This is a genomic window from Bacteroidales bacterium (assembly GCA_022647615.1).
GTDB lineage: Bacteria > Bacteroidota > Bacteroidia > Bacteroidales > UBA932 > Egerieousia.
Genome location: JALCKZ010000001.1, coordinates 1,367,449 through 1,393,702, shown reverse-complemented (window position 1 = coordinate 1,393,702; position 26,254 = coordinate 1,367,449). Strand labels below are relative to the sequence as shown.

Annotated in this window: 24 protein-coding genes and 1 tRNA gene; 15 read left to right on the top strand and 10 right to left on the bottom strand. The window is 40.8% G+C overall.

Annotation, left to right across the window (positions count from 1 at the left end; all coding sequences use genetic code 11):
* Window positions 1-363: 363 nt before the first annotated feature.
* The 3 genes from LKM37_06090 to LKM37_06080 are packed head-to-tail and all read right to left on the bottom strand — an operon-like array spanning window position 364 to window position 3,163.
* Entirely contained in the window at window positions 364-1,602 is a 1,239-nt protein-coding gene (locus LKM37_06090; protein ID MCI1720567.1) for an FKBP-type peptidyl-prolyl cis-trans isomerase, read from the bottom strand.
* Window positions 1,603-1,605: 3 nt separating this feature from the next.
* On the bottom strand, window positions 1,606-2,130 hold the full coding sequence (locus LKM37_06085) for an FKBP-type peptidyl-prolyl cis-trans isomerase (protein ID MCI1720566.1): 525 nt from the start codon (window positions 2,128-2,130) through the stop codon (window positions 1,606-1,608).
* A gap of 19 nt (window positions 2,131-2,149) precedes the next feature.
* Window positions 2,150-3,163 (bottom strand): bifunctional oligoribonuclease/PAP phosphatase NrnA, encoded by a 1,014-nt coding sequence (locus LKM37_06080; GenBank protein MCI1720565.1) that lies wholly within the window; start codon window positions 3,161-3,163, stop codon window positions 2,150-2,152.
* Window positions 3,164-3,273: 110 nt separating this feature from the next.
* Here LKM37_06080 and LKM37_06075 point away from each other — a divergent pair, with 110 nt between their 5' ends.
* The 4 genes from LKM37_06075 (at window position 3,274) to LKM37_06060 (ending at window position 5,147) form a co-directional block, all read left to right on the top strand.
* Window positions 3,274-3,879 (top strand): hypothetical protein, encoded by a 606-nt coding sequence (locus LKM37_06075; GenBank protein ID MCI1720564.1) that lies wholly within the window; start codon window positions 3,274-3,276, stop codon window positions 3,877-3,879.
* A gap of 63 nt (window positions 3,880-3,942) precedes the next feature.
* Window positions 3,943-4,461: a DUF3822 family protein gene (locus LKM37_06070; protein MCI1720563.1), complete on the top strand. Its 519-nt coding sequence runs from the start codon at window positions 3,943-3,945 to the stop codon at window positions 4,459-4,461.
* 7 nt (window positions 4,462-4,468) lie between these two features.
* On the top strand, window positions 4,469-5,032 hold the full coding sequence (locus tag LKM37_06065; GenBank protein MCI1720562.1) for an RsmD family RNA methyltransferase: 564 nt from the start codon (window positions 4,469-4,471) through the stop codon (window positions 5,030-5,032).
* A gap of 37 nt (window positions 5,033-5,069) precedes the next feature.
* Window positions 5,070-5,147: transfer RNA gene (locus tag LKM37_06060), tRNA-Asp, on the top strand.
* Between the two features lie 50 nt (window positions 5,148-5,197).
* On the opposite strand, the gene LKM37_06055 is transcribed toward LKM37_06060, so the two are convergent.
* Window positions 5,198-6,190: a LysR family transcriptional regulator gene (locus LKM37_06055; protein ID MCI1720561.1), complete on the bottom strand. Its 993-nt coding sequence runs from the start codon at window positions 6,188-6,190 to the stop codon at window positions 5,198-5,200.
* Window positions 6,191-6,452: 262 nt separating this feature from the next.
* Between LKM37_06055 and LKM37_06050 the strand changes: the two genes are divergently transcribed.
* From LKM37_06050 to LKM37_06040, 3 genes are all read left to right on the top strand, one after another.
* Window positions 6,453-7,028 (top strand): cupin domain-containing protein, encoded by a 576-nt coding sequence (locus LKM37_06050; protein MCI1720560.1) that lies wholly within the window; start codon window positions 6,453-6,455, stop codon window positions 7,026-7,028.
* Between the two features lie 14 nt (window positions 7,029-7,042).
* Window positions 7,043-8,818 (top strand): AMP-binding protein, encoded by a 1,776-nt coding sequence (locus LKM37_06045; GenBank protein MCI1720559.1) that lies wholly within the window; start codon window positions 7,043-7,045, stop codon window positions 8,816-8,818.
* Between the two features lie 127 nt (window positions 8,819-8,945).
* Entirely contained in the window at window positions 8,946-10,448 is a 1,503-nt protein-coding gene (locus LKM37_06040; GenBank protein MCI1720558.1) for a carbon starvation protein A, read from the top strand.
* A gap of 2 nt (window positions 10,449-10,450) precedes the next feature.
* Here LKM37_06040 and LKM37_06035 read toward each other — a convergent pair whose 3' ends face one another.
* Complete coding sequence (locus LKM37_06035; GenBank protein ID MCI1720557.1) at window positions 10,451-11,038, bottom strand: acetyltransferase; 588 nt, start codon at window positions 11,036-11,038, stop codon at window positions 10,451-10,453.
* 118 nt (window positions 11,039-11,156) lie between these two features.
* On the opposite strand from LKM37_06035, the gene LKM37_06030 reads away from it, so the two are divergent.
* Window positions 11,157-11,750: a PorT family protein gene (locus LKM37_06030; protein ID MCI1720556.1), complete on the top strand. Its 594-nt coding sequence runs from the start codon at window positions 11,157-11,159 to the stop codon at window positions 11,748-11,750.
* A gap of 40 nt (window positions 11,751-11,790) precedes the next feature.
* On the opposite strand, the gene LKM37_06025 is transcribed toward LKM37_06030, so the two are convergent.
* Both LKM37_06025 and LKM37_06020 read right to left on the bottom strand, forming a co-directional pair.
* Window positions 11,791-12,996 carry a DUF4493 domain-containing protein gene (locus tag LKM37_06025; protein MCI1720555.1) on the bottom strand — a complete coding sequence of 402 codons (1,206 nt, stop codon included), beginning with the start codon at window positions 12,994-12,996 and terminating at the stop codon, window positions 11,791-11,793.
* Window positions 12,997-13,270: 274 nt separating this feature from the next.
* Entirely contained in the window at window positions 13,271-15,736 is a 2,466-nt protein-coding gene (locus LKM37_06020) for a UvrD-helicase domain-containing protein (protein ID MCI1720554.1), read from the bottom strand.
* Between the two features lie 92 nt (window positions 15,737-15,828).
* Here LKM37_06020 and LKM37_06015 point away from each other — a divergent pair, with 92 nt between their 5' ends.
* From LKM37_06015 to nqrF, 6 genes are read left to right on the top strand one after another with little or no spacing between them, the layout of a single operon-like run.
* On the top strand, window positions 15,829-17,214 hold the full coding sequence (locus LKM37_06015; protein ID MCI1720553.1) for a Na(+)-translocating NADH-quinone reductase subunit A: 1,386 nt from the start codon (window positions 15,829-15,831) through the stop codon (window positions 17,212-17,214).
* Between the two features lie 2 nt (window positions 17,215-17,216).
* A complete protein-coding gene (locus LKM37_06010; GenBank protein MCI1720552.1) occupies window positions 17,217-18,404 on the top strand; it encodes an NADH:ubiquinone reductase (Na(+)-transporting) subunit B in 1,188 nt (395 codons plus the stop codon).
* A gap of 1 nt (window position 18,405) precedes the next feature.
* Complete coding sequence (gene nqrC / locus LKM37_06005) at window positions 18,406-19,263, top strand: NADH:ubiquinone reductase (Na(+)-transporting) subunit C (protein ID MCI1720551.1); 858 nt, start codon at window positions 18,406-18,408, stop codon at window positions 19,261-19,263.
* A gap of 8 nt (window positions 19,264-19,271) precedes the next feature.
* Entirely contained in the window at window positions 19,272-19,892 is a 621-nt protein-coding gene (locus LKM37_06000; protein MCI1720550.1) for an NADH:ubiquinone reductase (Na(+)-transporting) subunit D, read from the top strand.
* 11 nt (window positions 19,893-19,903) lie between these two features.
* Entirely contained in the window at window positions 19,904-20,521 is a 618-nt protein-coding gene (gene nqrE / locus LKM37_05995) for an NADH:ubiquinone reductase (Na(+)-transporting) subunit E (protein ID MCI1720549.1), read from the top strand.
* Between the two features lie 20 nt (window positions 20,522-20,541).
* Window positions 20,542-21,783, top strand: coding sequence for an NADH:ubiquinone reductase (Na(+)-transporting) subunit F (gene nqrF / locus LKM37_05990; protein MCI1720548.1), 1,242 nt, complete (start codon window positions 20,542-20,544; stop codon window positions 21,781-21,783).
* A gap of 156 nt (window positions 21,784-21,939) precedes the next feature.
* Here nqrF and LKM37_05985 read toward each other — a convergent pair whose 3' ends face one another.
* Window positions 21,940-22,830, bottom strand: a complete 891-nt coding sequence (locus LKM37_05985) for a LysR substrate-binding domain-containing protein (protein ID MCI1720547.1) — start codon at window positions 22,828-22,830, stop codon at window positions 21,940-21,942.
* Window positions 22,831-22,933: 103 nt separating this feature from the next.
* Here LKM37_05985 and LKM37_05980 point away from each other — a divergent pair, with 103 nt between their 5' ends.
* The gene (locus LKM37_05980) at window positions 22,934-23,635 is read left to right on the top strand and encodes a DUF6198 family protein (GenBank protein ID MCI1720546.1); all 702 of its coding nucleotides are present in this window, start codon (window positions 22,934-22,936) and stop codon (window positions 23,633-23,635) included.
* Here the strand turns inward: LKM37_05980 and LKM37_05975 are convergent.
* A complete protein-coding gene (locus LKM37_05975) occupies window positions 23,625-25,874 on the bottom strand; it encodes a TonB-dependent receptor (GenBank protein ID MCI1720545.1) in 2,250 nt (749 codons plus the stop codon). The genes LKM37_05980 and LKM37_05975 overlap by 11 nt on opposite strands.
* Window positions 25,858-26,118 carry a hypothetical protein gene (locus LKM37_05970; protein ID MCI1720544.1) on the bottom strand — a complete coding sequence of 87 codons (261 nt, stop codon included), beginning with the start codon at window positions 26,116-26,118 and terminating at the stop codon, window positions 25,858-25,860. The genes LKM37_05975 and LKM37_05970 overlap by 17 nt, the downstream gene beginning before the upstream one ends.
* Window positions 26,119-26,254: the final 136 nt, after the last annotated feature.

Here is a 26,254-nt window from a genome sequence, read left to right as displayed (position 1 = left end):
TTTTGTAAGTATCTGATAATCATATGCCGATAAAAAGTCTTTTTTATGCTGCTCGTTACACTCATGCTTGTTGCAGTCATACTCGTTACACTCATGCTTGTTGCAGTCATACTCGTTACACTCATGCCCGTTGCAGTCGCGCACATAGGAATAAGATTACGTAACTCTCTGATTTAGGGTAGTCTGGGGCAGTGCTGATAATCTGCTAGTTGCAAGATATCTCTGTTTTAAAATTGGAATCTTTTGTAACACGCTGATACACAATACTCCTCTATGAGTACACCTGCGGTGTCCCTTTCTAAAACGCAGCAAATGCCACTTACCGCTCCGCCAAAAAGAATGAAACCTTGCAGACCTTACCGCTTACTGCTTCTTCAAAAAGAACGGAACCTGGTAGGTTTTACCTTTGGAAACAGTTGAACCCTTGGAGGTTGAACCGGTACGTGATGCACCTGAGGAAGATGAAACAGATGAAGCCGTGGACTTCTTCATTGTCGGAGGATAATCGTCATCGTCTTCATTTGCCATCCAAATATCGAATCTTAACATTGAATATTCCGGAACGCCTTTGCCGCTGCTCATTGTACTTGTAGAGCCATAACCGTATGCAGATGAGAAGAATGTAGTAGCGTGGTCAAGAACTGTCATTCCTTTTAGCGCCCTTGCAAATCCCCCTACTACAGAACCGTCGCTGCTGCTGGATGAAGATGTTGTGGTGCTGGAGGTCATGTCCGTATATTTCTCCTGCATCTCTACGCTCAATGCAGAATAAGTTGTGCTGGAACTGTATATGCCATATTTCTTTGCTGTGTCCTCAATGTTTGTATCAAACACATACCCGTCAAGCAAACGTCCTATGTACCAAACGTGTACATTAGTGTTTGCGGTGATAGTATCTGCATCAGGAACACCCTTTGGATGAGTATAATTTTTGAAATAATAACCGTATGCAGTAGAATCCAGTCCGCCAAAATATTTATTAGAATAAGCCTCTAGGGAATCCTTCTGAAATTCATTCAAATCAGAAATAATGTCGCCCATTTTCACTTCATATATCACATTCACAGAACTCTCTTGTGAAGAGGAAGTGGTACCAGAATAAGAAGTAGAATATGAAGTTAACCATGGTGGAATTATTGCTTTTGCGTAACCTCCTTTTTTCATTCTCTTAAACAATTCTTCCAATCCTACAGATGTTTGCCCCGTACCTATCACAAAGAATGTAGGACCGTAGTATAAACTTGCATCATAAGTTCCTAAATGTCTTGCAAGTACGGAATCAGTTGTACTTTTGCATGTACCTTCCAGAGAATAAGTATTATAGTGTACGTAGCAAACCATATTGCTGGTCAGCGCTTTTGTACCAGTTCCGGCTTTCTCCTCCAAAATAGTCAGCCCGTCTGCAAGCTTTGTTGCATTCGGATAATTGACTTTGACATAGGAGTCCAGAATTCTCTTTTGAATTGACGTGCTGCTCTCATCATCATCTTTTGCGCACGAGCTAAAACACATTGCACAAAGAGCAACCATTAGGACAACTTTGCATTTGTTAACCATTAAAACCGCTTTGTATCTATTAATCATTGGTGCAAATTTATTCATTTTTTATTTTTTTACCACTTTGTCTACTGTGATGTCAAACAATAGCGGCGTAAGTTTGCTCAGGTTAAACATTACACTATTGCCGTAACCATATTTTCCGGAGAAAACAATATAGCACTCCTCGCCTGTCTTAACTCCGTGCAAGCCATTATGTAGCCCGCTTATAAGTCCGTCATTTCCAAGCACTATCTTCTTTGCAGCTCCGTCCGTCACAAAATTATTGACCCTTGCAACAGCAGTATCATTAGTCACAAACAAGTCTCCTTTGCCGCTGGAAAACACATATCCGGAGTAGTGAAAATATAGGGAATCTCCCGTCTCCAAAGAATCAGCAGCTGCAGAACTCTTAACAATCACTCTATTGGAGCCATTGAGCCTAACCACTTTATAGCCGTTTGTGCTTACAAGACCGGTGACATAGCTGTCAATGCTCTGCTCCTGAGAAACATAAGTATTCTCGTTATCCTGCTTCTGGCAAGAAACAATCACAAGTGTTATAGCAACCGCTGTAAGGAGTATTTTTTTCATCTATCGGGAGTAAAGCGTATCAAAAGCTGTGCCGCAAGGAATCCTTAAAATATTTTTCTATGCTCCCGACAGGTATATACAGTCTGCCGCCGGCAGCTCTCTCATGTCCGCCGCCATTATAGAATTTTCTGCCAAGCTTATTGACGGAAAAATCTCCTTTTGAGCGGAGAGATACTCTTATAAAATGTTCAGACTCAGTAAATAATGCAGAAATTTCCACGCCTGCGATATTAAGAGGAAGGTTCACAAAACCCTCCGCGTCTCCATCCTTGAAGTTAAATTTATCTTTTGTCTCTTTGTCCAAAATCATGCACGCCGCCTTAAGTTCAGGGAAAATCTTCATCTTTTTCAAAAGCATGAAACCCATCAGCCTCATCCTGTTCTCAGAGAAACAGCTAAGCACTTTATACTGGAGCGCCTCTTTATCTATCCCCGCCTCCATAAGTTCTCCTGCCATCTTAAATGTTGACGGAAAAACAGAATTAGAAAAATTGTTTGTATCCGTCATCATCCCCACGTACAGAGAGTTGCAAGCTTCCGCATTCATTTTAACACCCTTTCTTGAGGCAATTTTCTTTAACAGCCAGTAAACAAGCTCGCATGTGGAAGAAACGTCTGTAGTTGAAAATGATAAATCAAAAATTGTATCGGGCTGCGGGTGATGGTCTACAAGAATCTTCTTTGCGGAGGATTTTTCAATGAGCTCCCCAAGAAAATCAATCCTTCCTAACCCATTAAAGTCCAAACATATAATGACATCAGCGCTCTTTACCTCCATAGTAACGCGCTTGGGATTGTCAATATAATTTACCACTTCCCCTCTTGGGTCCATAAACTTCAGAAAATCAGGAAAATCTGTCGGGACTACAGCAGTAACCGCGGTATCCGGCAGCATCTCTCTCAAAAAAGCTTTAGTACCTGATAATGAACCTATTGAATCTCCGTCCGGATTTGTGTGTCCAACAAGCAGAATGCGCTTAACTCCGGAAACGAGCTGCACAAATTTTTCTGCTTTTATACCACTTATTGTCATTTCAAAATATTGTTGCCGCAAAATTAAAAATATATTGCGAGAGAAGAAGAATTTTCTTAATTTTGTGCCGCTAAAATGATTCTACTAAAAGGATAATTATATTAAAAAATATGAAAAAAGTTTTAACATGGGTTGTATTCCCAATCGTAATCATCGTGCTAACGATTGCAATCGTAAAAAGCATCGAAGGTCCAATACAGTTTAAAAAAGAAAGAGCTCGCAGAGAAGCTGTTGCTATTCAAAGATTTAAGGACATCCGTACTCTTGAGGTAGCTTACAAATCTAAACATGGCAAGTTTACCGCAAGCATTGATTCTTTGATAGATTTCTACAACAATGGACAGATTACTATTGTAAAACAAATTGGTTCTATGGATGACTCTGTTGCAGTAGCACGTCACCTTGTAAAGAGAGAGAACGTTGTTATGGCAGTTAAAGACACTCTTCTTAAAGACCATCATTTTGTTCCTGATTCTCTGAGATATATACCGTTCTCAGGTGGACAGCAAATATTAATGAAGGCAGTTGTTAAGAAGGTTTCAGGTGTTGATGTTCCTTTGTTTGAAGCTTCAGCTCCATTCAATGCATTGCTTAACGGAATGAATCATCAGTTGATTGTTAACCTAAATGCAGAGAGAACAGAGACAGACAGATATCCTGGTGTTCAGGTTGGAAGCGTTGATGCTCCTAACAATAATGCCGGCAACTGGGAATAATTGTTAAAACACTCAATATTAAAGGCGTCCGGAGTTTTTTCGGATGCCTTTTTTCAATTTATAATGGCAAATAACTATTTTCATTCCAGCAAATTTACCCTTGTACCGGAGGAGATAACCTCCGCGGAGCAGCAGCGTAAAATAATGTCAGAATTATTTGACGTTGCGGACGCGGAACAATTGCGTTCTTTGCAACTATCTAAATACCATGCTCTTCTGCTTTACTCTGCAAATTACTTAAATGAAAATGGAGAGCCCTCAATTGCAGAAGAAACTTCACTGCCTGTCATCAGCAAATACATAAATAATCTTGATGAAATAACAGCTTACAACAAAGCTATCCTGGATTACAGCAAAGATTATAAGACTTCATATATCGCTATCGGACAGGGAGATAAACTTATTATGGCAAATTCCTTTGCCACATCAGGCGCCACCTCCGCGCTCTATTTTCTATTGGAGGCTCTAAGGCAAAAACAGATAAATCCAAAACAAACTTCCGTTCAAATATATGGCGAGCTGTCTGAACAAGAACTTACAATTTTCAAGTCATATCTGATGGAGGTCCGCCAATTACAATAGACTACAAATGAGAATAATAGGCGGAACATTAAAAGGCAGGAGCATTAACCCGCCTGAAAATTTTGAGGCGCGTCCGACAACGGATTTTGCCAAGGAGGGACTGTTTAATATCCTGGATAATGAATTTGATTTATCCACCCTTTCCATGCTGGAATTATTTGGCGGGACAGGAAGCATCAGCGCAGAATTTATTTCCCGCGGAGGCGCAGAAAGCGTATGCGTGGAGATGAACCGCACCAATGCCGCATTCATCAAGAAATCAATGTCCTCTCTTGGGATAAGCAATGTGAAAATCGTACACTGCAACGTATTTGATTTTGTGGAAATTTGCAATAAAGCGTTTGATATAATTTTTGCAGATCCGCCCTATAAGCTGCAGGGACTTGATACTATTCCCGACAGAATTTTATCAAAAACTTTTACAGAGGACGGATGCGAGCGCCCAATCTTAAAGAAGGGAGGTTACCTGATATTGGAGCACCCGTCGGGATACAACTTTAAAGGACACAAAAACTTTGTAAAGGAAAAAAAATACGGCAATGTTCATTTCTCTTTCTTTACAATTTTGTAGAACAAAAAAAATATCTATATTTGCAACCCCAAACAATGGTGCGGTAGTTCAGTTTGGTTAGAATACATGCCTGTCACGCATGGGGTCACGGGTCCGAGCCCCGTCCGCACCGCCAAGGGAAAGCGTTACATTTCAAATGTTTATAGCATTTAATGTGACGCTTTTTTATTTAGATTCACTGCCAAATACCCTCTCTCCCCATTTAGATGCGTACTCTATAAAACGGTTATTTTTGGGGGAGGAAGCCCCCTCTATTCCATAAATTCTTTCGGCCGATACGCCGGATATTCTCTCCGCAGAAACGCCTGGCATTCTTTCCTTAGATACGTCCGAATCGTTTAACCATTGGCAATCAGATGCATGCAGAAGTCCGAGTCTGAGATATTCCGATATCTGGCTGCGCCACAGAAAAGTACACGTGGTAGCATTTTTGCCCACACCTGCTTTTTTGCAATTAATAAGGAAATCTATTGCTGATTTTGCATTCTCCAATTCAGCAATTACATTAGCTTTTGAATAATTAAATCCACAGGCTGAAAAGAGACATTTCAGCTGAACTTCAGTCTCCGCATCTCCCCTGTATGAGATGAGATTCAGCTTATCTGCAGCTAACTTAATGCCTTCACATTCAGATGCCTCATCCTTCAGTGCATCTATTTGGCTGTCGGAAACAAGTACTAAACTGTCGCGAATAAAAAAATGTTTTGCGCTCTTGGAATTATAGGAGAACCCAACATCTATTTTACCGCTTTTTATTTCATTGCGTATATTGCCGGACTCCGTGATTTTCAAATCCATTTTCACTCCGGGAGATAGCATGCTGAAATCGGCTGCAAGCCTGGGAATTACGCCGTAATAAAGGGCTGCAGGCGCTCCAATTTTTATGCTGCCGGAAAAGACTGTTTTGAGCATAGAAGTTTCTGACTCCAGCTCCCTGTATTTTATCAAGATTTCTTTTGCCCGCGCTAAAAAATATTCTCCCTGATAAGTAAGTTCCAGTTTTGTCCCGTGTCTTGCAAAAAGCTGAATACCATACTCTTTCTCCAACTCTTGTATGTGCTTTGTAACAGCAGGCTGTGAAATTTTTAATATCTCCGCAGCCTTTGTAAAATTCAGTGTTTCTGATGTTACCTCAAAAACTTTCAATCTGAAATCCATAATCCAAAGTTTTAAATTGTAATTGTCCTCAAACGCTATTAAAATGGCCTTTTTGCTACTCCATGATTTTGAAAAAATGAAAGTTGTCAAAATTATGTTACAATTTATAACAACATTATAATAGTAATATAATATCCTTTATATCAATAAATTACCACTCATTTTCCAGCCTCATTGCTGGCCTCGGGAGGCACTGTTTGGCCCTTTTCAAATGCAATTTAATCATTTATTCGTAAATTTGCCGCCAAATTCTTTTTAAAAGATGAAACAAGAAAAAACACAAATCGGCCGCAGATTAACTGCTGCCAGAGAGGCAAGAAAGATGTCGCTGAGCGACCTTGCCAAAGAGACCGGACTAGATGTCAAATTCCTTAAACAAATGGAGGGAAGCAACGGAACCCCTACCATAGGTGATCTTCAAAAGGTTACCAGAGTCCTCGGAATTCGACTCGGAACGCTCTTGGATGGAGAGGAAGATTTGGGCGCAGCGGTTTCATCTGTTAAGGAGGCACTTAAATCCCCTGTTATGAGAAGCCGTAATAGCGAGAGAGGATATATACATTTCTATTCTTTAGCTGAAAACAAGAGGAATAGGCAGATGGAGACATATCTAGTTGAAATTGAACAGTCTAAAGGCAAGAAGACTTTTTCTTCACATGAGGGAGAAGAGTTCCTGTTTGTACTGGAAGGTTCTATTAAAGTTATTTACGGAAAAGAAACACATACGCTTGAGGCAGGAGACAGCATCTACTATGATTCCATAGTACCTCATTTTGTTGGTTCAGCATCAGCGACAAAAAAGGCTAAGGTACTGGGAGTCATTTATGTACCCGCCTAAGGGAGGAATCCAAAATGGAAAAGATAAAAAAAGTTAAGCACATTAAAGAAGATAGAAAAATCACTAAAGAGGATAAAAAAATTAAGAGAGCAAAATTCATTGCAGACATTCAAAAACTTCTACAAAGGAAAAACAAAGAACTTCCTCTTTTTGACCTAACAATAGGACAATGGCTGGAGAAATGGGCGAAAGAGACACCCGACAAAGAGGCCATAGTCTATTCGGACAGAGATTTAAGATTCACATACGCAGAACTAAATCAGAGAGTTAACAGGCTGGCAAAAGGATTCATAGAAATTGGAGTAACCAGAGGCTCTCATGTCGGCATTTGGGCGACCAATGTACCTGACTGGCTTACAATAATGTACGCCTGTACAAAAATTGGCGCAATATGCATTACCGTTAATACAAACTATCAGCAGAGCGAGCTTGAATATCTGTGCAAAGATTCTGATATGCAGACTCTTTGTCTTATAGATCGCGACAGGGATACTGACTATATAGAGATGGTATACAAGATGTTGCCGGAACTTAGAACTTGCCAGAGAGGAGAGCTGAAGAGCGAGAAGTACCCCAAAATGAAGAACGTAGTTTTCATCGGACAAGAAAAATACAGAGGGATGTACAATACCCAGGAGCTTTTCTTGCTTGGAGATCATACTGATGACAATAAGCTAAATGAATTAAGAGCTCAAACTAATTGCCATGATGTAATTAACATGCAATACACCTCCGGTACTACAGGCTTTCCAAAAGGCGTCATGCTAACGCATTACAACATTGCAAATAACGGATTCCTTACCGGCGAGCACATGAAATTTACGTCAGATGACAAACTTTGCTGCTGCGTTCCTTTATTTCATTGCTTTGGAATTGTGCTTGCAACAATGAATTGTATTACACACGGATGTACACAAGTAATGGTTGAACGTTTTGATCCTCTGGTTGTTCTGGCCTCTATCCACAAGGAGAGATGCACAGCGGTCTATGGTGTTCCAACAATGTTTATAGCGGAACTTAATCATCCCATGTTCAAAATGTTTAACATGAAATCTTTAAGAACCGGAATCATGGCTGGTTCTCTTTGCCCTATTGAACTGATGAAAGAGGTAGAAGATAAAATGTACATGAAAGTAACCAGCGTTTACGGATTAACGGAGGCATCCCCGGGAATGACTCATACAAGAATAGAACAGAGCTTTATAGAACGCTGCACTACAGTAGGTTATGAGTTTGAACACACAGATGTAAAAGTAATCAATCCGGAGACTGGAGAATTTTGCAAGCCGGGAGAACAGGGAGAACTTTGCAACAAGGGTTATAATAATATGAAAGGTTATTATAACAATCCGGAAGCAACTGCGGAAACAATTGACAAAAACGGGTATCTGCACTCGGGAGACCTTGGCATTCAGGATGAACACGGCAATTATAAGATTACCGGCAGAATAAAAGATATGATTATCCGCGGCGGTGAAAATATTTATCCGCGTGAGATAGAGGAATTTCTGTATCACATGGAAGGGATTAAAGATGTGCAAGTTGCAGGAATACCATCCAAGAAATACGGAGAAGCCGTTGGAGCATTTATCATTCTCCAGCCGGGTGCGGACATCCATGAATCTGACGTAAAAGAATTTTGCAAAAACAAGATTGCAAGATTTAAGATTCCTAAATACGTTCTTTTTGTTAAGGAGTTTCCTCTTACAGGCAGCGGAAAAATTCAGAAATTCAAGCTAAAAGACATAGGACTACAAATGCTTAAAGAACAAGGTGTTGAAGTTGAATAACTCCTGTCGGGAATAAAAAATTCAACAAAAACATTTTTTCTGTAACTTTAAACCGCCAAAGGAGTGCCGATGCATCACCAATGGCGGTTTTCTTAATGCATCACAATTTGATTAAACCTGTACTATCATGATAACTTTTTTGCTTTCTATTGTTCTTCTAATAATTGGATATTTCACTTACGGCAAATATTTGGAGAGAATGTTCGGGGCGGATCCGGCAAGAATAACCCCGGCCCACAGATTGGCAGACGGAGTTGATTATGAGGTACTTGATTATAAAAGAGTTTATATTATTCAATTTCTGAATATTGCCGGACTTGGACCAATATTCGGAGCAATTCTTGGAGCCGCTTACGGACCCCTTGCCTATTTATGGATAATAATAGGTTGTATCTTTATGGGAGCTGCTCACGATTATGTTTCCGGAATGCTTTCAGTTAGAAATAACGGCAGCCAGCTTCCCGGACTGGCTAAAAGATATTTGGGCAAGAAAATAAGTGTGGTAATGGTGGTATTCAATTGCTTCCTTTTGCTGGCAGTTGGTTCTTCATTTGTAAACGGTCCCGCGGATTTGCTTAATGTCCTGACAAATACAAATAATATCAAAATCTGGCTTTTTGTAATTTTTGCATATTACATCTGCGCAACGCTGCTGCCAATCAGCAAGATTATCGGAAAGATTTATCCTTATATGGGTGCAGTGCTGATACTTATGGCTGTCATGCTGTTTGGCGCAATTATATATCACGGTTTTTCATCCAACCCTGCAATACATTGCAAACTTATGGAGCTGACACCTGCAACGTTCCATAATTTTAAAACACCTTCACCGGCATATCTTATTCCCATGCTTTTCATAACCATCTCATGCGGAGCAATTTCCGGATTCCACGGAACACAATCTCCCCTGATGGCACGTTGCATAGAGAATGAAAAATACGGAAGAAAAGTTTTCTACGGCGCAATGATAACAGAGGGTATTGTTGCAAGCATTTGGGCAACAGCTGCCATAGCATTTTATAACGGAGCTGACGGACTGAATGTTGCGCTTGCAGGCGGAATGACTCCGGCAAAAATAATCCACACAATTTGTTACAGCTGGCTTGGAAAATTCGGGGCAATAATTGCAATAATCGGAGTTATAGTATGTCCAATTACAAGCGGAGATACTGCCTTCAGAAGCATGAGAATTGTAATTGCAGATGCATTTGGCATTGGACAGAAAAAAATTAAAAACAGAATCTACATAGCCATCCCTATATTTTTCCTGGCATTCCTGGTAAGCAACATGGAATTTACTCAAATCTGGAATCTGGTTGGCATAAGCAATCAAACGCTAGCAGCCATAACTCTTTGGACTTGTGCAGCTTATCTTGCATCTGAAAAGAAATGCCACTGGATAATGACTTTGCCCGCAATGTTTCTTACTTTTATCTGCGTAGCATATATTATGATGGCACCATCAAACCGCGGCGGATTTCACATGGCTGCAAACCTGGGTTACGTAATTGCTGTTGTTACAACTCTTGTTGTTACGGTAATATTCTTGTTCTATGCAAAGAGCGATAAACTCACAAAACTTGTAGCAGAACATGCAAATGATATAACTGCAAGCTGCGAAAATAAATAAAATTAAAGTTTATAAACAGTATTATTATAAAGTTTATATTTCACTCCGCTGCCTTTACATACAGCTGTAAATGAGCCTGTTTCATCCTTTTTAAAAATGAGCTTGTAACCGTATTCGCTCATCCACCCTATTTGTTTTGCAGGGTTTCCAACTACAAGAGCGTAGGGCGGAACCTCTTTGGTAACAACTGCGCCCGCTCCTATAAACGCGTAATTTCCAATGTCATGGCCGCATACAATAGTAGCATTGGCACCTATCGTGACCCCGGTCCCGATTTGAGTCTGAGCATACTCGCTTTTGCGATTTACCGCGCTGCGGGGATTTATAACATTTGTAAAAACACATGACGGGCCAAGAAATACATCATCCCCGCAAACAACTCCTGTATAGACAGATACATTGTTCTGAACCTTGCAATTGTTTCCAAGTACAACGCCCGGTGAAATCACAACATTTTGTCCGATATTACAATGTCTTCCAATGACAGCCCCCTCCATAATATGAGAGAAGTGCCATATTTTTGTCCCCTCTCCAATTGTGCAATTATCATCAATAATCGCAGAAGGATGTGCAAAAAATTTCTCTTCCATAATCTTTATAAAATCTGCCTCTCTTATTCCACAAATTTAGTTAATTTATTTAGAAAGATTAAGTTATCAGTTACAACTATTCAATATTAAATATAAATTTGCAAGAAAATGTGGTTATATGAAAAAACTTATTCTTCTATCAGTTATGATGATGGCAGCATCTTTTTCCTTTGCACAGTCCAAGGTAAATTGGGAAGTAAAAGGCGGGCTTAACATGAGTACATTTACACGAGGGGGCGACTGGAGTTTCAATCACAGGACAGTATGGAGGGCCGGGGCAGCCGCAGACATTAGTATTGGAAAAGGAGTATATATTCAGCCATCCGTATTCTTTTCAGAAAAAGGTGTTAATCACTCTGATTATCTATACAAAACATACGGATACCAAGATTTACACTTGTCATACATAGAAATCCCGGTTAATTTGATGTACCGCTTCCCTCTCTCCAAAACAAAGGATATTAGCCTTGATTTGGCATTAGGTCCTTACTATGCTTATGGCGTAAATGGTAAGGCTAAGTACTCCACAGGGACAAAGGATCTGTTTAAGGAGAGCAAATTCAAACGTAACGATTTTGGAGTTAACGCCGAATTATGTTTTGACGTCTACCACTTCTTGGTTGGAGCAGCCGTACAGATTGGATTTACTGACTTGAAATCTAATAATTTCAACAATTACTGCTTCAACCTTAATGTTGGATACAGGTTCTGATTACAAATAGTTCTACCTTATTAACAAGATTTTACAAAGGCTATAGTAATTTATAAAACTTTAAGCTTTTCATTCCCGGATAGCCCATATAAGAGTCCACAATTGTGCCCCTTACAATTACAGGTTTCCCAAGCAGCCATGGATTATCTACAAGATTTAGTTCACCGCGGAATTTGCTGGAAGCTGACAATTCAACACCCATGCATTTTTCTCTAAGAGACTGCCATGAATTAGTGGCAATTGCAAAATGAGTCTTTGATGTAAATGGAGCTTTTCTCTTTACAGATGAGGAAGTTAAGTCTCCTCCTACTATGTAGCCGAACACTGTCATTGTGTCCCCGATTGCCTTGCCCGCCTCAAATATGGAATTGCTTCCATACGGAGCAATGCTGCCTAAATTAAAGTATTCGCTTACCCAATTTCTTGTAGTATCAACTAAAATTTTTATTCCTTCACCTGTTACTTTTGAAAGCACATAATCCAGTTTTATTGTCACCATGTCACCAGCCTTTAACTTTCTGGTTAGCAATACAGTATCAACATAAGTTTTGATATCGTCAGGAGTGTATGACGGGTCACCGTCCTTGTTTTTATAGATGACGGAGACATCTCCGGGATAGAAAAAAACATAATGCGGCGAGTAATAAAAACATTTTGCAACGGCTGAATCCTTTTTCATATAGACGCCGGTTCCTTTAAAATATCTTGTAAAGTTTGAAGTATATGCCAGCTTAATTCCGCCGGTCAGCTGTGAAGATATAAGTGCAACTCTAGCCGTGCTGTCCTTTTTTACTTTCACAGTCTGCTCATCCCCAAAGAGAGGAAAGTCCTGCTCCGGTTCTTTGAACTCTCTGGAAAGCACTCTTACAGTGTAAGTTCCGGCTGTAACGTTTAAGACTTCCGGACGTGATGCATACGCTCCGGAATAAATTTCCTTGCCGGAACTGTTTATAACCTTAAGTATGTAATTATTTGTATCCAGCACTCCGGGCAATCCGGATAATGAATTGACATTCTTGGAAATCAAAGCATTAGCGCCTGCAGACTCTTCAGTTATCTGCACAGCTTTTTTGTAAGAATCCCCGTCAATTCTAAATGTAATTTTTGAGCTCCCGACAGTTTCTTCCCGGCCGGTCTCGCTCTCTTCAGATATATACGGCGTACAGCCGCTCATTAAAAGACCAACAATAAAAATGGCACAGCATAAATTCCTCATGCATCCGCCTTTCCAACACAATTCTCTCATATACAATATTTTTAAGAAATACCATATCACCCTGCGGAGGTATATGCAAATATAAATTGAGAGCTGCGGGAATCCAAGCCAAAGCGTATAATGTACCCTGTCGGGACAAAAATATTTTTACAAGATGGTAAAATTGAAGAAAAGGCCGGAGAACCTGGCGGCTTCCGACCTTTTAATTTTCGCGAGACCCTAGACGGTCTCGTTACTTAACCTAAACTTAAACTATGAAAAACTTCTTTTCATATTACAAACTCCGTGCCACAATTTGCAAAAATTAAACAATTTTCATCTTTGCAAACTTAAGAAGCAAGGTTTTTCTCCCTCCATGGTCAAAATCCACAATTGCCTTCCTGTCTATAGAGTCACCGAAGAGTGATAAAATTGTGCCAAAACCAAAACGCTCATGCTCCACCCTCTGTCCCTCTTTCATCTTAAGAGGCGAATCGGGAATAAAATTGGGATCTTTTGGACGCATCTCAGATGCAGGAGTAAATGTCCGGCTATATGAGCGCCCGCCGCCGGCCAGACTATCTCTCTTCTGCTCAGGCTGCTTAACTTCAATGTTGGATCTCTGATTATTTGGCTTAACAAAACGCTGCCCGAAATTTAAAAATGAGGCCCCATCAGATGCAGCGCCCGCGCCTTCAATTGGGTTCTTAAGATATTGTTTATCAATCTCTTTAAGGAATCTACTTGGCAAATTGTTAACGTACTCTCCATACTTCATTCTGGAACGCGCGTATGATAATTTCACTCCCTCCTTGGCCCTGGTTATAGCCACATAAAACAGCCTGCGCTCCTCCTCAATATCTTTTTCAGAAGCTCCGTAAGCTCCTCCGCTGGGGAAAAGATTCTCCTCCATTCCAACTACATACACGTAAGGAAACTCAAGTCCTTTTGCAGCGTGAACGGTCATCAGAGAAATTTTATTCTCATTTTTTTCTTCGCCGTTTCCTGCCGGTTTTATCTCACCCGAGCCCGACACAGGAGAATCAGAATCACTAATCAATGCAATATTCTGCAGATATAAATCAAGCGTAATCAGCGGTACATCAGGCTCCTGTCCGCCATCTGCCAAATTGCCTGCACCGTCGGCACCCTCATTATCAGCCCCTTCAAGTTCCACATACTCAGCAGCTCCCTCATCAACAAACTCTTTGATACTATTAAAGAACTCCTCAACATTTTCCAGCCTGCTCTGCCCGTCAAGAGATAAATCTTTTTTCATCTCCGCGGTTATTCCAAACATCGTATTCAGCTGAACGGCAATTTCATAAGCATCGCGAGTATCAAGTCCTTCCCGCAGCTTATCTATGCCTGCCACAAAGTCTCTTATCTTCCCCAGCACAGCGGGACGCAAATTGATTTCATCCGGAGTAAGTTCTTTTACAACATTGCAAATGCATGTGTGCTTTAGAGTTGCAGCTCCAATAAGTTTTTCCAAGGTAGTTGCGCCAATGCCTCTTGCCGGAAAATTTATTACTCTCTTAAACGCCTCATCATCAAGAGGATTCTCAATAAGGCGGAGATATGCTATCATATTTTTAATTTCCGCACGCTCATAAAAAGAGTGACCGGCAAAAATTTTATAAGGCATGTTCTTCTTGCGCAGCGCCTCCTCTATTGCACGGCTCTGAGCATTAGTCCTGTACAGAACTGCAAACGCATCATACTTCTCTTTGGACTTATACATCTGTTCCGCTATGGAAGAGGCAACAAGCAAAGCCTCCTCCTGTTCCGTATATGCTTGTATGATTTCTATCTTCTCCCCCATATCTTTCTCTGAGAAACATTTCTTGGAGAGCTGATTTTTATTCTTGCTAATCAGCGAATTAGCCGCATTTACAATTGTCTGGGAAGAGCGGTAATTCTGCTCCAGCCTGTAAATTTTTGATTCCGGATAATCCTTTCTGAAGTTTAAAATATTCTCAATCCTTGCCCCTCTGAAAGCGTAGATGCTTTGAGAATCATCTCCAACAACTGTGATGTTATGATGATCTTGCGCAAGTCCCCTTAATATCAGATACTGGATAAAGTTAGTATCCTGATACTCATCTACTAAGATGAATCTGAACATTGCCTTTATTTGGCTGAATGCATCGGGAAAATTGCTCAGCAGCCTGTATGTATTAAGAAGAATATCGTCAAAATCCATCGCCCCCTGTTCAACGCACCGCTTCTGATAAAGCTGGTAAACCTCACAGAATCTGGCCTTATGCGCACGCCTGTCCGCCTCCATCATCTGTACATTTGCGACATAACTGTCGGGAGTAATAAAATCATTCTTGGCCTTTGATATTCTGCTGCTTATCTCCGCAGGTTTGTAAGAAGAGTCATCCAGCTGAAGTTCTTTTATGCACCTCTTTACAAGAGACCGGCTGTCATCCTTGTCGTAAATTGTGAAACCCGGGGGAAAATTCAGCAGCTCAGCATATTGCCGCAGGAACCTCAAAAATATAGAGTGAAATGTTCCCATCCAAACTCTATACGCGGCGCGCCTGCCCACAAGCGTGCCTATCCTCTCTTTCATCTCCTTTGCGGCCTTATTTGTAAACGTAAGAGCCAATACGCAAGAAGGATCGTACCCCTTTGCTAAAATATTGGCAACCTTGCAAGTAAGAACCCTCGTTTTTCCGCTGCCCGCCCCGGCTATTATCAGGGACGGCCCCTCTATATGGTTAACTGCCTCTTTTTGAGGCTCGTTTAGACCTTCAAAAATTAAATTCCCTTCACTTTCCATAGTCCTGCAAATGTAGTGATATTTTGGGTTTTCTTACGTTTGTTATGTATATTTGCGCCGCTTTAAAATTTAAGCAAAAAATCTATCACTATATGATAAATAATATAAGACTTCACAGAGGACTGGACATCCCATTAAACGGAATGGCTCAGCAGAAGATCTGGAAGACCATTATCCCGGATGTGATAGCTGTAAAACCAACTGACTTTAAATTTGTAATGCCCAAACTCCTTGTAAAAGAGGGAGATACTGTAAAGGCAGGACAGTTTGTATTTACAGACAAGTACCGTCCGGAAATAGGTTTCTCAGCCCCGTGCAGCGGAAAAGTAAAGGCTATTGTCAGAGGAGAAAAGAGAAAACTTCTGGCAGTTGAAATTACTCCCGACAGTACCTTTGACTACATCAATTTTGAGGCAGTCAAAGACGTGGAAAAAGCAAGCAGGGAAGATCTTACAAAAAAATTACTGGACAGCGGATTATGGGCTTCCATTATTCAGCGTCCTTACGGCGTCATAGCAAATCCTAAGGATACGCCAAAGGCGATAGTTATTTCCGCCTTCAATTCTGCGCCTCTTGCCGCAAACATCAATTTCACAATGAAAGATGAGATTGAAAATATGCAGACCGGCATTGACGCGCTAGCAAAATTCACAAACGGCAAAATCTACGTAAACCTTGATGCTAAGGATTATGCAGCATCGCCGCTTTATAAATTAAACGGAGTAGAAAAGACATGTTTTGAGGGACCTCATCCTGCAGGCAACGTAGGTGTTCAAATTCATCATCTTTGCCCTATCGGCAAAGGGGAGATTGTTTGGACCATCAAGCCTGTGCAGCTTGCAGCAATTGGAAAGTTCTTCAAAACAGGCATTTATGATCTATCCCGTCTTGTTGCAATTGCGGGCACCCGCGTTGAGAATCCCGCTTATGTTAAATGCATCCCCGGCATATCAATGCACACAATAAGTGATGCTATCGGGAGTAAAAAAGAGGAGAAGATTTGCGGAGCAGAAGTGGGTATCAGATATATAAGCGGCAACGTTCTGGATGGTGAAAATGTAGGTCCCGACGGTTATCTTGGTTTTTATGATGATCAGATAACCCTCATATCTGAAGGCAATTACAGAGAGATGTTCGGATGGGCCAAAATTTTCAGACCTAAGAAGTTCAGCTTCTCCAGGACCTATCTTTCTTTCCTGACTCCTAATAAGAAATATAATCCGGATACAAATCTTAACGGCGGAGTAAGACCATTTGTGGTCACCGGCCTGTATGAGAAGGTTGTTCCGATGGATATCTATCCTGTTTATCTTCTTAAGGCAATTCTTGCGGAAGACATTGACAAGATGGAACAGCTTGGAATTTATGAAGTTATAGGAGAAGACCTTGCGCTTTGCGAATATGTCTGCCCTTCTAAAATAAATGTCCAGGAGATTGTGGACAAGGGTATTAGTTTAATGATTAAAGAGATGGCTTAGTTATGAATTGGATATTAAAATACATAGATAAGATTAAGCCAAAGTATAGCAAGGGCGGAAAATTTGGATGGCTGCATTCAACGTTTGAGGCGTTTGAATCTTTTGCCGCCGTTCCCGCAACCGTAACCAAGAGCCGCACTCAAATAAGAGATTGCGTTGATTTGAAGAGAGTTATGATAACGGTTGTTGTAGCTCTTCTTCCTCCTTTGTTCTTTGGAATGTGGAATACCGGAGACCAGCACTCAATTGCTTTTGGTCTTGACTGGGGATTCTGGATGAAGGTATGGTTTGGATTTTACAAAATCCTTCCTTTAATATTAGTCTCCTACATTGTAGGACTTGGGATTGAATTTGCCTCAGCGCAAATAAGAGGACATGAAGTAAATGAGGGTTATCTGGTTACCGGATTGCTGATACCGATGATAATGCCAATTGATGTTCCTCTTTGGATTCTTGCGCTTGCGGTAATATTTGCGGTAATATTTGGTAAAGAGGTATTTGGAGGAACAGGAATGAATATCTGGAATCCGGCATTGCTGGCCAGGGCATTTGTGTTCTTTGCATACCCTTCTGAAATTACCGGAGATTCTATTTGGATTGCCGGACTTACAAAACCTGCCGCAGGACTAAGCGTTGTTGACGGATTCTCCGGCGCAACTCCTCTTGCTCAGGCATCTGCGGGAGTTCCTACTCCAAGTTTTCTGCAAATGTTCATCGGAAATATTCCGGGTTCATTTGGCGAGACTTCTACTATTGCAATTTTGATTGGAGCAATAATTCTTATATGCGCAGGCGTAGCAAGCTGGAAGATAATGGTTTCCGGCGTTGCCGGAGCATTGGGCATAGGACTTCTTGCTAATGCGTTTGCAGCTCCCGGAACTTATGCAGCGCTTCCAGCCGTTTATCATTTGGTAATGGGAGGTTTTGCATTTGGTATTGTCTATATGGCTACGGACCCTGTAAGTTCTTGCCAGACAGAAGTTGGCAAATGGATTTACGGATTTTTGATTGGAGCGTTCTGCGTTACTTTAAGATTATTCAATCCGGGCTACAGAGAGGGAATGATGCTTTCTATCCTGATGTTCAACACGGTAGCGCCGCTTATTGACTATATGGTAATGCGCCCCAACATTAACAGGAGAATGAAAAGAACCGTTGCCGCAGTTAATAACAATGTTAAAACGGAATAAGATGGATACAAATAAAAATTCATACACTATTATTTATTCAACCGTACTGGTTGTAATAGTTGCAGCCGTCTTAGCTCTGGTTTCAATGGGTTTGAAAGCTAAACAGCAAACCAACATAGATGTTGAAAAACAGCTGAGCATGCTAGGCTCTGCAAATCTTGCAAAGGATGTTAAGAATGCACCCAACAAGAATACTTATGTAGAGAACGAGTTCAACAAATACTTTGTTAAAGGTTTGGTTATCAATGCAAAAGGAGAGATTATCAAATCTGATTCCACCAACCTTGTAAAGAGCGAGGCGTTCCAGATTTCTCCGGAAGAGCAATATGAAATAATGAAGAAAATTGCCGCGGCAACAAGTGATTCTGAAAAAGATAAACTTATGTCACAGCTAAGACTTCCTGTTTTTGTATGCAAAACCGCAGATGGAAAAGAGGTTAGTATTTTCTCCTGCTATGGTCCCGGACTTTGGGGACCTATCTGGGGATATATTTCATTGCAGGATGATTTCCGCACAGTCTATGGTGCTCTGTATGACCATAAAAGCGAGACTCCGGGACTGGGTGCAGAAATTGTCACGGACAAATTCAGAGGTCAGTTTTCAGGGAAGGAAATCTTTAAGGACAATACGCTGGTTTCAGTTAAAGTAGTTAAGGGCGGAGCAAAAGATCATGAACATGAGGTAGATGCACTGTCGGGAGCTACAATAACAAGCACAGCTGTCCAGACAATGCTTATGAACTGGCTGCAATATTACCTTCCTTATATTCAGAAAAATAAGGATAGCAAGGATGCTGCCGACAAGGCCGAATTTATTCAGACGGAAAATGCTGCAGCCGACAGCCTAATTATTAAATAGTTATAGCAATGGATAAAAAGATATTTACAACCCCTATTTTAAAGGCCAATCCCGTAACGGTGTTGGTTCTGGGTATTTGCTCATCTCTTGCGGTAACTGTAAAACTGGAGCCTGCAATTGTTATGGCTTTGTCAGTTACAATTGTCACAGGATTCTCCAGCTTCTTAATTTCGCTGATAAGAAAGAGCATTCCAAATAGAATTAGAATTATAGTCCAGCTGGTTGTTGTGGCAATGTTTGTTATTGTCATTGAACAATTTCTTAAAGCTTATGCTTACGATGTGAGCAAGCAGCTTTCTGTTTATGTTGGATTGATTATTACAAACTGTATAATCATGGGAAGAATTGAGGCCTTTGGACTTTCAGAGAAACCTCTTCCTTCTTTGGTTGACGGACTTGCCAATGGATTAGGCTACGGTTTAATCCTTGTAGTTCTGGCAGTTATAAGAGAATTAATTGGAAGCGGGACATTGTTCGGCATCCAAATTATTCCGCTATCATGGTATGTAAAAGAGGGCGGCCATTATTTAAATAACGGTCTCTTCATCATGCCTCCTATGGCGCTGATTTTAATCGGCTGCCTTATATGGATTCAGAGAAGTTTCCAAAAGGATTTAAATGACAAATAAAGATATTAGCCATGCAAGATTTACTTAGTTTATTTGTAAAGTCCATCTTTGTAGACAATATGATATTTGCCTACTTCCTTGGCATGTGTTCCTTCCTGGCAGTATCAAAGAATGTCAAGACCGCTGCGGGACTTGGAGTTGCGGTCATATTCGTTCTTGGAGTAACACTTCCAATTGATTATCTTTTAAATAGATACCTGCTTACGGACGGATGTCTTACCTGGATATCCCCAGCCCTTGCAGATGTAGATTTAAGTTTCTTAAGCTTCATTATTTTCATTGCGGTAATTGCATCAATCACCCAGCTTGTAGAGATGGTTGTTGAGAAGTATTCACCTTCTCTTTACTCATCACTAGGAATATTCCTGCCGTTGATTGCTGTTAACTGCGCAATTCTTGGAGCATCATTATTTATGCAGGAGAAAGGATTTGCAACACTTGGACAGGCAACCGTTTACGGATTAGGAAGCGGATTCGGCTGGTTCTTTGCAATTGTTTCCATAGCTGCAATCAGAGAAAAACTGGCATACTCAAATATTCCAAAACCTCTTAGAGGACTGGGAATTACGTTCATCGTAGCAGGCCTTATGGGTCTTGCATTCATGAGCTTTATGGGTATTAAACTATAGGAGGAGAAATTATGGATAGTATGACATTAGTTGTGATTGCATCTGTAGTTGTCTTCTTGATAATTACACTTTTGCTTGTAGGTCTTCTGCTATACGCAAAGACCAAATTGACTCCGTCAGGAACTGTCACAATAGACATTAACAACGGAGAGAAAAAGCTGGAGGTAAACGCCGGCAACTCTTTGCTTTCCACTCTTGCTGAACAGAAGGTATACCTTCCATCCGCATGCGGCGGCAAAGGCAGCTGCGGAATGTGCAAATGCCAGGTAATCAGCGGTGGCGGCACTATACTCCCGACAGAAATCGGATTCTTTTCACGCAAGCAGCAGGCTAACAATTGGAGGCTTGGCTGTCAGGTGAAAGTTAAAGAGAACCTTGGCATTCTTCTTCCTCCGGAAGTTCTTGGAGTTAAGAAATGGGAATGCACCGTAGTAAGCAATAAGAATGTTGCAACATTCATCAAAGAATTTGTTGTCAAACTGCCCGAAGGAGAGAAATTAAACTTCAGAAGCGGCGGATATATTCAGATTGATGTACCTAAGTGCAGCGTTGATTATAAGGATATTGCAGTTGAGCCGCAGTTCAGGCCGGATTGGGAAAAGATGCATTTGTTTGGTCTTAAGATGGTTAATCCAGAGCCAACATTCAGAGCATACTCAATGGCCAACCACCCTGCAGAAGGAAACATCATTATGCTTAACGTGCGTATTGCAACGCCTCCGTTTGACAGAGCAAAAGGCGGCATGATGCCTGTTAATCCGGGTATCTGCTCATCCTATATTTACTCATTAAAGCCAGGCGATAAAGTCACAGTATCAGGCCCTTACGGAGAATTCTTCATTAAGGACACAGAGAGCGAGATTGTATTTATCGGCGGCGGAGCAGGAATGGCGCCAATGCGTTCACACATCTTCCACTTGTTCAAGACTCTTCATACAAAGAGAAAAGTCAGCTTCTGGTATGGAGCCCGCTCCAAGAGAGAAATCTTCTACGAGAGTGATTTTGAAGAGATTGCAAAAGAGAATCCAAACTTCTCTTTCCACATTGCTCTATCAGATGCGCTTCCTGAGGATAACTGGACCGGCTCAAAAGGATTCATCCATCAAGTACTGTTTGATGAATACCTTAAGAATCATCCGGCTCCGGAAGATATTGAATACTACTTGTGCGGTCCTCCAATGATGACATCATCCGCAATAAAGATGCTGGATAATCTTGGAGTACAGCCTGAAAATATCATGTACGATAATTTTGGTGCATAAGGGATTACGTCAAACAAAAACAGCAAGCAGAAATTTCTGCTTGCTGTTTTTTTATTGCCTCTCCATCCCCAACTCTCTTTATCTTTATATAATTCTTTTCTTATCAGCTCCATATTTCGTTCACATTATCCTCTCTATGCAATTTATTATTTACTCTCACCTCTTTCCCCAATAATCCTTAATGATTTTATAAAAATACTTCTCCACAACGGAAATATATTTCTCTTTTGGACGTATCAAACAGCCGTTAAGCTTATTGCTTGTTCTTGACGATATGCCAACAGCTTTAAGATTTTTCCTGCGCCTCACAACTCCTTCAGACAAGATTGTCAGCCACTTGCCCGTTTCAACCATCTGAAGGATAAGGCCCGCATCATTAACCTCTATCCTTGGATTTATCATTGGGACATTATTGCTGCTGAACATTTTTTCTATCTCCATTCTGGTATTAATTCCATAGGGAAAAAGTACAAACGGAAATTTTCCAAGTTCAGATAGTGGTATTTTTTTTAGGGAAACAATCGGATGTTTCTTTTGGGCAATGACGCAAAGCGGAGTTTCAAACAAAGGCGTGCACTCAATTAAATTTGACATCTTAGCGGTGGCATAAGTTAGCGCAAAATCAATTTCTCCTCTTAAAACCATCTGTTCCAAGTCTTTAACGGAGTTAGATTCTATTATGCTCAATCCCGCATCGGGATATTTCTCCACAAATTGCAGAATGCAATCATTTAAAATATCATGCAAGCTATATGTAACTCCAATGTGCAATTTCCCCGTATAAATCCCGCTCATCTCATTCATGCACATCACTCCGGATTCAGTCTCCTTAATTGCACGCTTTGCAAAGTCTGCAAACACACGTCCCGCATCTGTAAGATAAGTACACTTGCCAATCCTGTCAAACAGCGGCGTACCGCACTCATCTTCAAGCCTTTTTATGCTCAGCGACAGCGTACTCTGCGTAATAAACAATTGCTTTGCGGCCTCTGTAAAATTCAGTTCTTCCGCCAATTTGACAAAGTATTTCAGCTGCGTTAATTCCATTGTAAAAATCAATAATAATTATAAAAACAATTAATGATACAAATATATGCATTACGCTATAAATATGCTACTTTTGCCGCCGATTTCAGGATAGATAAAGTTAATGGAGAAGCAAACAAGAAGTAAAAGAGAATTGCTGCGCAGATATGTAGTTTTTATGTTCTCCCTATTTATAATAGCATTTGGCACTTCTTTGGCTATCAGGGCAAACCTGGGTTCATCGCCTATCTCTTGCCCGCCATACGTGTTAAGTCTTTCCCCCGGTACAAAGATGTCAATGGGACAGTATGTAATATGCATGCACATATTATTCATCCTCTCTCAAATTGCGCTGCTGAGAAAAGACTTTCAGCCTATCCAGCTGCTGCAAATTGTAATCAGCTTGCTGTTTGGATTTTACACAGATTTAACAATGTGGCTGACCCAGCCATTTCAATTTGACAGCACCACAACCGGCTACCTGCTGAGATTTGTTCAGTTGTGCATTGGCGGAGGTTTGCTGGCTTATGGCATTAGCATAGAAGTACGTTGCGATGTCCTTATGATGGCAGGAGAGGGATTCCCTCTTGCTATCTCAAAGGCGCTGCATTCAGATTTTGGAAAAGTTAAAATATTTAGCGACACGGGGTTAGTTCTAATAGGAGTTGTTTTTTGTTTTGCCTACTTTGGAACTTGGCATTGGGAGATGATAGGTCTGGGGACTCTATTCTCCATGTTTTATGTTGGTTATATGGTTAGATATTTCAGTCCCCGTGTCGCTTGGCTGGACAGGGTATTTTGCCCTGCCGCTAATTCTAGAACGTAAAGCAAGCGCGGGCATAAAAGTTACGGCCCGGTTCTACGCTTATGCTACCTCTGTTAGTTGAAAGGTGATTTGTATAGGTATTGTTTGTCAAGTTGTCAATACCTGCAAATACCTGCAGCCACAGACCATGCAATATTCTGAAGTTTACGGTATTAACTGCAAAATCTAATCTGCCGTATCCCGCAGTCTCAGTCTCGCCGGCCGCTATCTTGCTCTGCTTTGCTGCAAGTGTCCATGCAAGTTCTGCGGAACCTAATTTTGTAAATGTATAGCGTGCGCCAAGTCTTGCATTGAACGGCGGGATTTGAGGCAGACTTGTATTTGCCCTGGTATCCTTTCCTCTTACATAAGAGACTGCCGCAGACAAAACAAGATTATCAATTACATTGTAATCTGCCTTAAAATCAAAGCCGTACAACAAAGCTCTATCAACATTAGCGTTCACCATTGCCGGAATTGTATCCTGCTTGCCTGTTGTTGCCAATGTGTAAATGAAAGAACCCTTCTCTTCTACAATAAGATTATTAACTCTGTTCATAAATACAGAAGCCTCAACATTAACCTTTGAACCCCAAACTCTTAGACCAAGATCAAAAGAGTATCCGTTTTCAGATTTTAAATTAGGATTGCCCAATCTTACATAATTTCCAAGGTCAATATATTTGTAACGCTCTTCCAATGAGGCAACTCTGAATGAACGGGCTGCATTAAAGACAGCGTCTACATTATCAGTCAGCTTGTAAATGGCACCAAGATTTGCACTCCATGAAGTATTGTGAGTACTATTCTTGTCAAATGTAACTCTTTGAGTAGCAGGATTGTCAGTACGAACCCCATTCAAAATTATATAATCAACATCATAGCATTTATCATTCTTAATCCAAACTTCATCCAATCTTGCTCCGGCCGTAACTGTAAGTCTATTGTTCAGAAAATGCATTTCATCCTGAGCAAAAGCGCCCGCGCTTGTAAATGAGGCAGTTGGAAGCGGAGTCTCTCCCCTCTCTACATGATTAGTCTTTAAAGTATCGCCATTAGGTTTAAGAACATTAACAGTCACGTATTTGACTCTGCTGCTCTTTATATTTCTCCTCCATAAATCCACTCCAGCTACAAGAGTCTGATTATCAGAGAACTTCCAAGTTCCTACAATTTCCCCGCCATTAGTTTTATGGGTTGCATGAGGAGTTAAAAGATTAGGCGTTGTTACCTGACTCATCCCGTTTGGCATCTTTACAGTTGTAGAAGTATTTGGAGTCATCTCTACATTGCGGATGATATATTGATTGTAATATTTGAATTTCAAAGATTTAAAGACATCCGTAAGATTTGTGAATTCATAGCTGACATCTAAAAGAGCCCTCCCTATTTTCTTATAAGAAGCAGTTGCAGGTCCGGGGAAAGCAGAACCTCCCGGTATTCCAACATCTTTAGACCAATTACGCTGATATTGCACCTTAAGTACCTGATTTGCAAATGGTCTGAAGCCTGCGCTTGCAGAGAAATCATTCGTCTTAAAACCGCTATTATTAATTTTCCCGTCGGGAGTCTTAATATTATGTGCCTTGCCATAGGAATCACTTACCCTCAAGTACCACTTCTTATCTCCAAAGTTTAAAAACACATTGTTTGAGAAGTACTTGTTAACAGTTGAATAAGAAGGAGTAACGCCGCCGCCCACATTAAAGCGAGGAGCAAAGTCTCCCTGTTTTGTAATCACGTTAATAATTCCGCCAAGAGCGCCGCTGCCGTAAAGTGATGATTGAGCGCCTTTTATAACCTCTACGCGCTCAATATTATTTACATCTATCATACTCAGCGATGCTGTCAAATCAGACGCTGTCTCAACTCTGTCGCCGTCAATTAAAGTGACAAGGCGGCTCTCGCCAAGTCCGCGGACAACAACATTGGTTGACCAAACGCCGTCACCGCCAAAAGCAATGCCCGGCTCAGAATTCAAAACATTGGCAACAGTAAAGGCGGAATTTTTTTTGTAATCCAAAGCGCCTGAAATACTCATAGAAGCAGGTACTTCCATAAGTTTTCTGTTTACACGCATGCTGGATACAACTACTTCCCCAAGTTTCTCCGCCTTCTCTGAAGCCGTTGTGTCTTTAACTACCGACGAAACCGTTGTCTTTTTAACTTTCTGATTTGTTTTTGATTTTCCGGACACGGCTACAGATACAAACAATACTGCAATCAGCGCCGGAATAATAACTCTATATTTCTTCATCATCTTTATTTTTTAGAAGTGCCGATTTTACCTGAATCCCATCCAGGCGGCCAAGCTGTCCGGTAAGAGAACCAATCTCATCCGTTGTGCCTTCCAAAATCAAAGAGATAATATTAAAGTTATTACTGCGCGGCAATCCCTGACGTCCTATGATAATGTCAGAATGCATAGAGATAACATCGTTCATTTTCTGAACGTTATCTTTCTTTTCTACTTGTATTATTACTGTGCCTACTCTCTTTTCCATCAGAATTTCCTCCGGGTTAGATTTTTTTGATTCCCGCCGGGCCTCGGACTCGCTTGCGAGTTCCTCAGTACAAAACGGTCAAATATTTTCTGCAAATTTATTAATGTTTGGAGGATTTACAAACAAGTCATTTAAA